This window comes from Anaeromassilibacillus sp. An250 (assembly GCF_002159845.1).
Taxonomy (GTDB): domain Bacteria; phylum Bacillota; class Clostridia; order Oscillospirales; family Acutalibacteraceae; genus Anaeromassilibacillus; species Anaeromassilibacillus stercoravium.
On the sequence record NZ_NFJK01000002.1, the window covers coordinates 91716 to 103569 of the forward strand.

At 51.9% G+C, this 11854-nt stretch carries 11 protein-coding genes; all 11 read left to right on the plus strand.

Annotated elements, in window-relative coordinates; translation table 11 throughout:
• Nucleotides 1-9: 9 nt before the first annotated feature.
• The 11 genes from B5F54_RS02065 to B5F54_RS02115 all read left to right on the plus strand — a co-directional run bounded on the left by B5F54_RS02065 (nucleotide 10) and on the right by B5F54_RS02115 (nucleotide 11564).
• Nucleotides 10-1068 (plus strand): ABC transporter permease, encoded by a 1059-nt coding sequence (locus B5F54_RS02065; protein ID WP_419761401.1) that lies wholly within the window; start codon nucleotides 10-12, stop codon nucleotides 1066-1068.
• Between the two features lie 12 nt (nucleotides 1069-1080).
• A complete protein-coding gene (locus tag B5F54_RS02070; protein WP_087229834.1) occupies nucleotides 1081-2103 on the plus strand; it encodes an ABC transporter ATP-binding protein in 1023 nt (340 codons plus the stop codon).
• Nucleotides 2100-3068, plus strand: coding sequence for an ABC transporter ATP-binding protein (locus B5F54_RS02075; protein WP_087229837.1), 969 nt, complete (start codon nucleotides 2100-2102; stop codon nucleotides 3066-3068). Before B5F54_RS02070 ends, B5F54_RS02075 begins: the two co-directional genes overlap by 4 nt.
• A gap of 111 nt (nucleotides 3069-3179) precedes the next feature.
• Nucleotides 3180-4823 (plus strand): peptide ABC transporter substrate-binding protein, encoded by a 1644-nt coding sequence (locus B5F54_RS02080; RefSeq protein ID WP_087229840.1) that lies wholly within the window; start codon nucleotides 3180-3182, stop codon nucleotides 4821-4823.
• Between the two features lie 81 nt (nucleotides 4824-4904).
• The gene (locus B5F54_RS17480) at nucleotides 4905-5066 is read left to right on the plus strand and encodes a hypothetical protein (protein WP_172749507.1); all 162 of its coding nucleotides are present in this window, start codon (nucleotides 4905-4907) and stop codon (nucleotides 5064-5066) included.
• 214 nt (nucleotides 5067-5280) lie between these two features.
• Nucleotides 5281-6459, plus strand: a complete 1179-nt coding sequence (locus tag B5F54_RS02090; protein WP_087229846.1) for an ABC transporter substrate-binding protein — start codon at nucleotides 5281-5283, stop codon at nucleotides 6457-6459.
• A gap of 124 nt (nucleotides 6460-6583) precedes the next feature.
• Nucleotides 6584-7465 (plus strand): branched-chain amino acid ABC transporter permease, encoded by an 882-nt coding sequence (locus B5F54_RS02095; protein ID WP_087229849.1) that lies wholly within the window; start codon nucleotides 6584-6586, stop codon nucleotides 7463-7465.
• 12 nt (nucleotides 7466-7477) lie between these two features.
• A complete protein-coding gene (locus tag B5F54_RS02100; RefSeq protein WP_087229852.1) occupies nucleotides 7478-8455 on the plus strand; it encodes a branched-chain amino acid ABC transporter permease in 978 nt (325 codons plus the stop codon).
• Between the two features lie 3 nt (nucleotides 8456-8458).
• On the plus strand, nucleotides 8459-9220 hold the full coding sequence (locus B5F54_RS02105) for an ABC transporter ATP-binding protein (protein WP_087229855.1): 762 nt from the start codon (nucleotides 8459-8461) through the stop codon (nucleotides 9218-9220).
• Nucleotides 9221-9230: 10 nt separating this feature from the next.
• Complete coding sequence (locus B5F54_RS02110) at nucleotides 9231-9935, plus strand: ABC transporter ATP-binding protein (RefSeq protein WP_442856099.1); 705 nt, start codon at nucleotides 9231-9233, stop codon at nucleotides 9933-9935.
• Nucleotides 9936-10094: 159 nt separating this feature from the next.
• Nucleotides 10095-11564, plus strand: coding sequence for a polysaccharide deacetylase family protein (locus B5F54_RS02115; protein ID WP_172749508.1), 1470 nt, complete (start codon nucleotides 10095-10097; stop codon nucleotides 11562-11564).
• Nucleotides 11565-11854: the final 290 nt, after the last annotated feature.

An 11854-nucleotide genomic window follows, 5' to 3' on the forward strand; every position in this document is an offset into this window, starting at 1 on the left:
GACGGTCTAATGGTGGATATTAAGCTGAAAAAAAATCCGCTGAGCCTCCAGCTTGACCCGGACGATTTTCTCCCGGCAAGCGAAGACGAGAAGAAACAGCTGGACATTATGCGCGAAAGCACAACCTTCTGGAAGGATGCGCTGAAGCGTTTTAGTAAGAATAAGGTGGCTATGGTTGCCGCAGTGGTGATCTTATTGGTAATCATTTGTGCGTTTGTTGTCCCAAACTTTTATCCTTATGAATACGACCAGCAGATCCGCGGCAGCGAAAATCTGTGGCCGATGCAGTATTCCGAGGAAGAGCAGGCGCTGATTGATTCAGGAGAAAGCGTTTTCCCCCATATTTTTGGCACGGACAAGCTGGGACGTGATTTGGGGATTCGCGTGCTCACGGGCGCCAGGGTTTCCCTTTTGGTCGGCTTGATTGCAAGCGCACTGGTTTTGTTGATCGGTTCCATCTATGGCTCTGTGGCAGGGTATTTTGGTGGAAAAGTAGACTTGATCATGATGCGAATCGTGGATATCATCTACTCGATCCCTGATATTTTGATTATCATTCTATTACAGGTTACTTTAAAATCCCCTCTGCAGGCGCTGTTTGATAGCAGCCCAATCTTTGACGGCCTCAATCGTGTGGGCGTCGGATTAATCAGTATCTTTATCACATTTAGTTTGTTGTATTGGGTGAGTATGGCACGTATCGTACGTAGCCAGGTGATGACGTTGAAGGAGCAGGAATTTGTCACGGCGGCCAAGGCGCTGGGCGCTTCAAATGGCCGGATTATCCGCAAGCATTTGCTTCCGAACTGTATTGGCACGTTGATCGTAACCGCCACGCTGCAGATTCCTTCCGCAATCTTCACAGAGGCGTTTCTAAGCTTCCTGGGGCTCGGTGTTGCAGCTCCGATGGCAAGCCTTGGCTCTCTCGCCTCGGATGCGATCAGCAGCATTAACTCGTTCCCATACCGTCTGTTCATCCCTGCCGTAGCCATCAGCATTATTATTTTGGCGTTTAACTTGTTTGGCGATGGCCTGCGCGACGCATTCGACCCGAAGCTAAAGAAATAGGAGATTTGTAAGATGAATACAGAAGATACCTTACTCGATATTGAAGATCTCCATGTTTCCTTTTTTACCCCCGCTGGCGAAGTCAAAGCCGTTACAAGCGTAACCTATAGCATGAAGTACGGCGAGGTGCTTGGAATCGTTGGAGAATCCGGAAGCGGAAAGAGTGTTTCCGCTTACTCCCTGATGGGGATCATCGCAGATCCAGGCAAGATCGTTGGAGGCACAATTTCCTTTAATGGTCATGAACATATGGAAAAGATGACGGAAAAGGAATTCCGAAAGATTCGCGGAAGCGAGATCAGTATCATTTTCCAGGACCCGATGACCTCCTTAAACCCGGTTTATACCATTGGAAACCAGCTGATCGAGATGCTGCGCCTGCATACGACCAAGACAAAGAAAGAATGCTGGGATCGTGCGGTAGAGCTATTGCACCTGGTTGGAATGAATGAACCAGAAAAGCGTATGAAGCAGTATCCGCATGAGTTTTCCGGCGGTATGCGCCAGAGGGTCATGATTGCCATGGCGTTGGCCTGCGAACCAAAGCTTTTGATCGCGGACGAACCGACGACGGCATTGGATGTGACCATCCAGGCGCAGATTTTGGAACTGATGGTTGAGTTAAAGAAAAAAATCAATATGTCCGTTATCATTATCACCCATGATTTGGGCGTTGTTTCGGACGTTTGCGACCGCATTGCGGTGATGTATGCGGGCAAAATTGTGGAGATCGGTTCAACAGACGACATCTTCTACAACCCGCAGCATTGTTACACCCTGGGCCTGCTCAAGTCCATTCCGAAAATCCATGAGGATGAACATGAGCGTTTGATCCCGATTGAAGGCACGCCGGTCGATTTGCTCAACCCTCCCGCGGGCTGCCCGTTTGCATCGCGCTGCGACAAATGCATGAAAATTTGCCTGCGTGAAATGCCGCCCTATACGGAGATCTCCGAGGGACATGTCAGCGCTTGCTGGCTGATTCAGAAGAGGCAGATGGAAGAAGCGAAAGCCGAAGGGGGGAAAGAAGCATGAGTGAGAAACTTTTGGAGGTACAGCACCTTCAGCAGTATTTTCCCGTCAAGGGCCGGCTGTTCCACAAAACGTATGTGCAGGCGGTCGATGATGTCAACTTTCACATCGATAAGGGCGAAACCTTTGGCCTGGTAGGTGAGTCTGGCTGCGGTAAGACGACGACGGGCCGTACCATTCTACGCCTCTATGAGCCGACGGGTGGCAAAATCATCTACAAAGGGGAAGATGTTACCCACGTAGATTTTGCGCCATACCGCAAAAAGATGCAGATCGTGTTCCAGGATCCTTATGCATCCTTGGATGCGCGTATGACCGTTGGCGATATCGTCGGAGAGCCCATTGATATCCATAAGCTTGCGAAGAGCAAGCAGGAGCGCCACGACATGATCCTTTCGTTGTTGGAACGCGTCGGGCTCAATTCTGAGCATGCGAACCGCTATCCACATGAGTTTTCCGGCGGCCAGCGCCAAAGAATCGGAATCGCGCGCGCCTTGGCGGTCAATCCGGAATTTATCGTCTGCGACGAGCCGATTTCCGCATTGGACGTTTCCATTCAGGCGCAGATTGTGAATATGTTTGAAGATTTGCAACAGGAGCTGGGCTTGACCTATCTCTTTATTGCCCATGATCTTGCGATTGTCAAGCACATCAGTAACCGGATTGGCGTCATGTATCTCGGCAAGCTGGTTGAGCTGGCAGGGAGCTCCGAGCTTTATAAGAACCCGATCCATCCTTACACACGTTCGCTGCTTTCGGCAATCCCGATTCCGGATCCGAAGGCCAGCCGTGCGAAAAAACGCATCGTGTTGGAGGGAGACGTTCCCAGCCCGGTCAATCCGCCGTCCGGTTGCCGGTTCCGCACCCGTTGCCCGTATGCAACAGAGCGTTGTGCGGCAGAAGTGCCGGAATTTAAAGATTACGGCGGGGGACATTATGCAGCGTGTCATAGAATTGGTGAAGTTTGATAAAATAGCAAATGCTTTTTTTGCGAATTCCGGTAGTTCTTGGGCTTTTAATTCGCAATTTAGCGGATTAAAATAGATTTATCCAATTTTAAAAACTGGAGGGATTTATTCATGAAGAAGATACTTGCAACCATCTTGGCAGTTGCTATGTTGGCGACAACCTTCGTGGGCTGCGGTAACGGTGGCGAAACCGCTTCGACTCCGTCCGACGACGGCGGTGCGGCTGCTCCCGAAATCACGGCTTGTATCGGCCCGGAGCCGGAGACTTTGGACCCGGCCCTGAACAAGTCTGTAGACGGCGCCTGCTATGCGGTCCATGCGTTTGAAGGCATCTACAAGTTCGATGAGAACGGCAACACGATTCTTGGCCAGGCAGAAAAGGTTGACGTCAGCGATGACGGTTTGACTTGGGACATCACCCTGCGCGACGACATCAAGTGGTCCGATGGTGAGCCGGTCACGGTGGACGATTTCATCTATTCCTGGCAGCGTGCCGCTTCCCCGGAAACGGCTTCCGACTATGCAAACCTGTTTGACGTGATCGAGGGCGGCGCTGATGTGTATCAGGGCAAAGCCGATCCGTCCACGCTGGGTGTTACAAAGGTGGACGACACCCACATGACCGTTCAGTTGGCAGCTCCCTGCCCGTACTTTGATAAGCTTTTGGCATTCCCGATCTATTATCCGGTTCGCCAGGATGTTGTTGAAGGCAACGACAGTTGGACCCAGGATCCTTCTACGTTCATCGGCAATGGCCCGATGATGCTGACCGATTGGAGCCACAAAGAGAGCATTACCTATGTGAAGAACCCGTATTATTATGATGCGGACAAGGTTACCGATAGCACTTTGAAGTTTATCCTTTTGGAAGACGACAACGCAAAGCTGGCAGCTTATGACAACGGCGAGCTCGACTATGTGTTCCAGCTGCCGGTTGACGAACTCGATGCTTTGAAGGAGCGCGAGGACTTCGGCACCATCAATGAGATTGGTACGTATTATCTCGCATTCCAGACGGAGAAGGAACCCTTTAATGATCCGAGAGTCAGAAAGGCTCTGACGTTGGCGATCGACCGCAACTACATTGTTGAGACCGTTTCCAAGCAGGGCGAAGTCCCGGCAGCGGCAATCGTTGCTGAGAAGGTTTCTGAAGGCGATACGACTTTCCGTGAGGTTGGCGGCGATTATTTCTCCACTGATCCGGCCGATTACGAGAAGAATGTTGAGGAAGCAAGACAGCTCCTTGCCGAGGCGGGTTATCCGAACGGTGAAGGCTTCCCGACCTTTGAGTACACCACCAACACCGCAACTCTGCATCTGGGTGTTGCAGAAGCTCTCCAGAACATGTGGAAAGAAGAGCTCGGCATCGAGTGCAAGATCGCACAGCAGGAATGGAACGTCTTCCTGGCAACCCGTCCGGCAGGTACCTTTGAAGTGGCCCGCGACGGCTGGGTTGCAGACTATGACGATCCGCTCACCTTCCTGGAGATCTTCAAGAGCGACAACGGCAACAACGACTGCCATTGGAAGAATGCGGAGTTTGATGCTTTGATCGATCAGGCGAAGGCAGAGGCCGATTCCGCGAAGCGTTTTGAAATCTTGCATCAGGCGGAAGATCTGTGGGCGGAAGAGATGCCTGGCGCCCCGATCTACTACTATGCGGATACCTATCTCAAGAAGCCGAACCTGGAAGGCTATTGGGATTCCCCGCTGGGCTATAAGTTCTTTATGTATTGCACCAAGACAGCGGAATAAGATGCTATTCTGCTGAAACATAAGCCGAGGAGGCACCTTGCTTTGCGAGGTGCCTCTTTTTGTTTTGCATGGATGGGGAAAATGGAAAAGATAGGAAGAGCGCTTTGCAAGAAAAAGCAAAAAAATTGCAATGTTATCCTCAATATGCGTATAGGGCATAAAATGAATTGGGCAATCAGCCGATTCTTGCACAAAAGCGCGCATCTTGCCTATTTTGATATTGCAAAAGGATGGCCTGCGTAGTATAATCACAATAATGAACTGTATGTGAACGGATTAAACACGGCGCCGCGTGACCATTTTCACGCTGGATGAAATGGATCACCTGCAGTTTCCTGCGGTAAAACGCGATGGACGTAGGTGAAAGTTCCGTCCGGCAAGGCCACCCGGTCGTTTTCATATTAGAGGGATTTTGGCGCAAGGGTTTGATCCAAATTTGAAATGGGGGTTCAGAATCATGAAAAAGCGTTTTTTAGCAATGGTTTTGGCGGCGGCCATGATGCTGACGGCAATGGTCGGCTGTGGCAACGGCAATACACAGGATGGTGGAAATGCCAACAATGCCGGTGCAACGGGTGATACGATTAAAATCGGCGGCTTGGCTCCTCTGACCGGCGATGTCTCCGTCTATGGCGTGGCGGTTGACAACGGCGTAAAAATGGCAGTTGAAGAGATCAACGCAGATGGCGGCGTGCTGGGGAAGCAGATTGAGTACATCGTATATGATGAAAAGGGCGATGCGACCGAGGCGGTCAACGCTTATAATAAGCTGGTGCAGAGCGACAATGTTGTAGCAATTGTCGGCGACGTTACGTCCAAGCCTACGCTTGCGGTTGCGCAGCAGGCGGCAAAGGACAAGATCCCGCTGATCACGGCCAGCGGCACGGCGGAAAACATCACCCAGGCGGGCGAAAATATTTTCCGCGCCTGCTTTATCGACCCGTTCCAGGGGGAACTGATGGCTTCCTATGCCTCCAAGAAACTGGAGAAAAAGACTGCAGCCATCATTTATAACATTTCCGACGACTATTCCAAGGGCCTGTATGAGGCGTTTGAAGCGGCTGCCGGAGATCTTGGTATTGAAGTGGTGCAGGTCGAAGGCTACGGCAAAGGCACCGTCGATTTCAAGGCACAGCTCACCAATATTAAGAGCAAAAACCCGGACGTCATTTTCCTGCCGGTCTATTATCAGGACGTGGCCCTGATTGCCGTGCAGGCCAAGGAGTTGGGCATTGAGGCGCAGTTCCTGGGCGCAGACGGCTGGGACGGCGTCATCGGCCAGGTGGACGAGAGCAATATGGATGCGGTCAATGGCGCGTATTTCTGCAGCCAGTATTCCGCACAGAGCGACGACCCGAATTTGCAGGCGTTCTTGTCGAAATATAAGGAAACCTATGGCATGGATGCAAGCCAGTTTGCGGTATTGGGCTACGACGCGATGAAGATGCTCGCCCAGGCGATCAGCGAGGCGGGTTCCACGGATTCCGCCGCAATTACATCTGCGATGGCAGCTATCGACTTCACCGGTCTGACGGGCCACATGACCTTTGACGAAAACCGCAACCCGGTCAAGAGTGCGGCAATTACGCAGATCGACAATGGCGAGTATAAGTTTATCGAATACTACGAAAAATAATTTTTCGACAAATTTATACGAATTGTAAAACAGAATGGAACAAAATGGAAAAGAGGGCGATTGCGGTCACCCTCTTTTCCGGTTATTCAAAAGAAGAGCTAATGAAATTGAGGGAGGAGCAGCCATGGATCTTTTGGCGCAGGTGTTCAATGGGCTTGGCATTGGAAGTATTTATGCCCTGGTTGCACTGGGGTACAGCATGGTGTATGGCATCGTGCAGCTGATTAACTTTGCCCACGGCGACATCATCATGGTGGGCGCATATGTTACATATGTTGGTTTAGTAATGGCAGGAATGCCGCTTTGGGCGGCGGTTTTGGTTTCCATCCTGTTCTGCGGGGTGGCTGGTGTGCTCATTGAGAAGCTGGCATACAGCCGGCTTCTGAAAAAAGGCGCCCCCAGGATTTCCCTATTGATCACAGCGATCGGTGTCAGCATTTTCCTGCAGAACCTTTCGCAGCTGCTGTTTTCGTCCAGCGCGAAATCCATGCCTGCTATGTTCCCGAATGGGATGCTGGAGCTTGGGGCGTTGCAGATCAGTTCCAACACAATTCTCAACATCGTGACTTCGATTGTCATGATGATTGCCTTACAACTCTTGGTCAACAAAACCAAGATCGGCAAGGCCATGCGCGCAACCAGTGAAGATGCGGGTGCGGCGAAGCTGATGGGGATCAATACCAACTCGACTATCGCCTTTACCTTCGGTGTAGGTTCTGCACTGGCGGCAGTGGGCGCCGTATTGTATTGCAACACATTCCACCAGATTACCCCATATATGGGCGGCATGTTGGGCCTAAAGGCGTTTGTCGCCGCGGTTCTGGGAGGAATCGGAAGTATACCGGGCGCGATGCTCGGCGGCTATATCCTTGGAGTAGCCGAGAGCTTGACCACGGCAGCGGGCGGCTCGCAGATCACCGACGCAGTGGTCTTTGGCATTTTGATCCTGGTCCTGCTGATCAAGCCGGCGGGCCTTCTCGGAAAAAATGTCCGGGAAAAAGTTTAAGGGGGTGGCAGCATGAAACAGAAAAAGTGGATTCCGAATGTCATCATCCTTGTTTTGGTGCTGGCGCTCTATATTTTACTCTCCGTATTAATCAGTGCGAATATTATCAATCCATATTACTCCGGCATTTTGACCATGGTCTGCATCAATGTGATTTTGGCTGTTAGCTTAAATTTGGCCACCGGCTTTTTGGGCCAGCTGGTTTTGGGACATGCAGGTTTCATGAGTGTGGGCGCGTATTCGGCGGCGTTGTTCACCATGTATTCCGGATTGCCCACAGTGGTTAGTTTCCCGTTGGCGCTGTTGGTCGGCGGCATTGTGGCGGCGGCCTTCGGCGTCATCATCGGCGTGCCGGCACTTCGTCTGAAGGGCGACTACCTGGCCATTTTGACGTTGGGATTCGGCGAAATCATCCGTGTGCTGATCCTGGCCATGCCGTTTACCGGCGGCGCAGCGGGCTTGTCCGGCATCCCACTTTTGACAACCTTCACATATGTGTTTATCATCGCCATTATAACCGTTGCGGTGATCTTTGCCTTTATTCATTCCCGCCATGGACGTGCGGTCATTGCCATCCGGGAAGATGAAATTGCGGCAGAAGCGGCCGGAATCCATACCACCTACTATAAGCTGCTCGCGTTTGTCCTGGCGGCGTTCTTCGCCGGGATCGCCGGTGGCCTCTATGCACATCATATCGGCGTTTTGGACCCGAGCAAGTTTGACTTCAACTATTCGGTGGAGATCCTGATTATGGTGGTTTTGGGCGGCATGGGCTCGATTACGGGTTCCATCGTGGCGGCGATTGTGCTGACGCTCCTTCCGGAGCTGCTGCGTGGCTTCTCCGAGTACCGCATGTTGATCTATTCCGTCATTTTGATCTGCGTGATGCTGTTTAAGCCCTCCGGCCTGTTGGGGCAGCATGAATTGTCCCTGACCAAGATCTTAAACAAATTCCGCGGCAAAAAAGCGGAGACAAAAAAGGAGGCGTAAGAAATGGCCGTTTTGGAAGCAAAGAATTTGGGAATCGCCTTTGGCGGCCTGCGCGCACTCCAGGATGTACAGTTCTCCATTGGCGAGAAAGAAATTATCGGCCTGATTGGGCCGAATGGTGCGGGGAAAACGACGGTGTTCAACCTGTTGACGGATGTGTATGTCCCTACGGAGGGGACCATCACCCTCGAAAACCAGAACATTGTTGGGAAAAAGACGTACCAGATCACGCAGGGGGGAATCTCCCGCACATTCCAAAATATCCGCTTGTTTAAAGATATCTCTGTGATTGACAATGTCAAGATTGCCATGAACTTCCAGATGAAGTATTCGGTCCTTTCCGGGATTTTCCGCCTTCCTGCGTATCGCAGGGAGGAGGAGCGGGTGGACAAGCGCGCGCATGAGCTGCTGCAGGTATTCAACCTGGACGAAAAGTCAGAGGATCTCGCCAAAAATCTCCCCTATGGACAGCAGCGCAAATTGGAGATTGCCCGTGCGCTTGCAACCAATCCGAAGGTATTGCTGCTCGATGAACCTGCTGCGGGGATGAACCCCACAGAGACAAAAGAGCTGATGGAGACCATCCGTTTGATCCGCGACCGGTTCGGGATTGCCATCCTGTTGATTGAACACGATATGAACTTTGTGATGGGAATCTGCGAGCGCATCTATGTGCTGGATTATGGCAAGGTGATCGCTGAGGGAAATCCGGAGGAGATCCGCAACAATCCGCGCGTGATTACCGCGTATCTGGGAGGGGAATGAAGACATGGCTATGCTTTCTGTGAAGGATCTGCAGGTCTACTATGGGTCGATCCATGCGATCAAGGGCGTCTCCTTTGAGGTAAACGAAGGGGAGATTGTCACATTGATCGGTGCAAATGGCGCGGGCAAGACGACGACACTGCATGCCATCTGCGGGCTGGTCAAGGCAAAAGCGGGAGAGATTACCTTTTGCGGTCAGAACCTGCGAACAACGGACCCGCATAAAATCATCCGTCTCGGACTGGCGCAGGTTCCGGAAGGGCGCCGAATCTTTGCGCGGATGACGGTGCAGGAGAACTTGGAGATGGGCGCCTATATCCGAAAGGACAAGAGCGGCATCGACGAGGATTATGAATCCGTATTCAAGCGGCTGCCGCGCTTGAAGGAGCGCCGCAAGCAGATTGCCGGGACGCTCTCTGGCGGCGAGCAACAGATGCTGGCGATTGGCCGTGCACTGATGGCCAGGCCGAAGATGTTGTTGCTGGACGAACCTTCCATGGGCCTGTCCCCGTTGTTGGTAAACGAAATTTTTGAGATCATTCACGATGTCAACCGGTCGGGCGTGACCGTACTGCTGGTGGAGCAGAACGCAAAAAAGGCACTGTCCATCGCCAATCGGGCGTACGTTTTGGAGACGGGAACGATCTCTATGTCCGGCGATGCGGACACCCTCAGCCGCGATGAAAAGGTGCGCAAAGCCTACCTCGGCGGCTAACGATCCATTTTGTATACAAGTGAGAACCCTCTGTGTATGACCACGGAGGGTTTTTTATTTACAAGATTACGAATACAAAAGGAAAATTTTTCTGCCAATGGTTTATCGTCTGTATGCAGCGCCCTTTCTTTGGGATACTACTTACGAGAGGGTGATACCATGCGAAGCACAAAAGAACTGCGGAGCGCACGTGCGGCAATTTTTATCGGGGCCATTTTGACGGTTTTAGCGGCCGCAGCCATATTTTTCGTTATGCACATGGGCGACAACAAAAATTTGTCCGAACGGGAACGGCAGGCGTTGGCACAGACGCTTTATTTTCCAAATCCATCGGAAAATCAGCAGATCGGAGAGACGGAATCCATTGTAAACAATGACCCAGATCATGCGGTCAGTATCCACTATCCGGTTTTCGGCATTCAAGCGATCGATTTACAGGTTTTGGAGGTAGTGGAGGACTTGCAAAAGGGCCATCGGGAACAGTTGGGACAGGAACAGCAGACCACTACAACGGATGTGCAATCCGATTTGCTGGTGGATTATCAGTCTTATATGGCCGGGGACCGGACTGCCTCCATGGTACTCACGGTGAAGGAACAATTTTCCACTTGGTCCAACGCACGGGATCGAACGATCGCCATGGTTTTTGACCTGCTAGAGGGGAGGCAGCTGGGGCTCGGGGACATTTTCCAGAACGATTATCTGGAACGCCTTTCCGAAGGGGTACGAAAATCGTTCCGCGAATCGTCCGGCAACCTTAGCGCAACCGAAACGGAGCAGTTTTTGGCGGGCACCACACCGGATATGGATAATTTTCAAAACTTTGCCCTCACAACGGATGCCGTACGCATCTATTTTGAGCAGGGGCAGATTTTCCCGGAACAGGATGGAGCACCAATGGCCGAAATCCCTTATGAAGACCTGACGGGCGCTCTTCGGATCCGAACCGAGGGGCCGCTGCTCTCCGTCGCGGCTGCGCCGGAGGTGGAACTCACAGAACCGGAGCCGGTCGCCGTCGATCCAGACCGCCCGATGGTTGCCCTGACCTTTGACGACGGCCCCCATCCGATTGTGACGCCCCGCATCCTGAATTTGCTCAAACAGTACAACGCGCGCGCAACCTTTTTTGTCCTGGGAAACCGCGTGGACAGCTACGCCGATGTATTACAGCGGGAATACACAGAAGGGCACGAAATTGGAAACCATTCCTATAACCACGCTTCCCTTTCCAAACTGGGTGAACAGGAGATCGCTTTTCAGGTGCAGGAGACGGATGAACGCATTTCGCATTTGCTTCCCACAGCGCCGGTGCTCTTGCGGCCCCCTTATGGGGCGATCAACGATGCGGCGAGAGAGGCCATACAAAAGCCGTTTGTCCTCTGGTCGATCGATACGCAGGACTGGAAGAACCGCAGCAGCGGCGCCATTGCCAGCGAGGTTTTGGAAAAGGTAAAGGATGGGGATATCATCCTGATGCACGACCTGTACGCCGCGACAGCGGATGCGTGTGAAGTGATCCTCCCCGCGTTGGCAGCGGAGGGTTACCAATTTGTCACAGTATCCGAGCTATTGGAGAAACGGGACATCGTTCCAGCGGCAGGGCAGGTCTATACCCACGCCACAGCGTAATATGGAAAGAAATTGTAAATTTTTTGTGGGACGGTTGACAAGCGAGCGGTTTGACGGTATACTAATCTCGAATTAAAAACTCATTCTGTTGTTCATCCATCAAGAGGGAGTAGTTTCATAGACATGCCGTCAACATACCCGATTTGAAAAAATCTGGCGGTGTGTGCCGTTGATCGGTTAACAAGACTTTTGGATGGCTGTCCTGCATTACGCTTGGGCAGCTGGCCGGAAGTCTTTTTTTGTTATATACGGCCGGCAGCAGGAAGAACTGTATGGAAGGAGAAAACATT

Coding starts and splice junctions, on each gene's coding strand:
- B5F54_RS02065 (WP_419761401.1), top strand. CDS start 10: ATGGTGGATATTAAGCTGAAAAAAAATCCGCTGAGCCTCCAGCTTGAC.
- B5F54_RS02070 (WP_087229834.1), top strand. CDS start 1,081: ATGAATACAGAAGATACCTTACTCGATATTGAAGATCTCCATGTTTCC.
- B5F54_RS02075 (WP_087229837.1), top strand. CDS start 2,100: ATGAGTGAGAAACTTTTGGAGGTACAGCACCTTCAGCAGTATTTTCCC.
- B5F54_RS02080 (WP_087229840.1), top strand. CDS start 3,180: ATGAAGAAGATACTTGCAACCATCTTGGCAGTTGCTATGTTGGCGACA.
- B5F54_RS17480 (WP_172749507.1), top strand. CDS start 4,905: ATGGAAAAGATAGGAAGAGCGCTTTGCAAGAAAAAGCAAAAAAATTGC.
- B5F54_RS02090 (WP_087229846.1), top strand. CDS start 5,281: ATGAAAAAGCGTTTTTTAGCAATGGTTTTGGCGGCGGCCATGATGCTG.
- B5F54_RS02095 (WP_087229849.1), top strand. CDS start 6,584: ATGGATCTTTTGGCGCAGGTGTTCAATGGGCTTGGCATTGGAAGTATT.
- B5F54_RS02100 (WP_087229852.1), top strand. CDS start 7,478: ATGAAACAGAAAAAGTGGATTCCGAATGTCATCATCCTTGTTTTGGTG.
- B5F54_RS02105 (WP_087229855.1), top strand. CDS start 8,459: ATGGCCGTTTTGGAAGCAAAGAATTTGGGAATCGCCTTTGGCGGCCTG.
- B5F54_RS02110 (WP_442856099.1), top strand. CDS start 9,231: ATGCTTTCTGTGAAGGATCTGCAGGTCTACTATGGGTCGATCCATGCG.
- B5F54_RS02115 (WP_172749508.1), top strand. CDS start 10,095: ATGCGAAGCACAAAAGAACTGCGGAGCGCACGTGCGGCAATTTTTATC.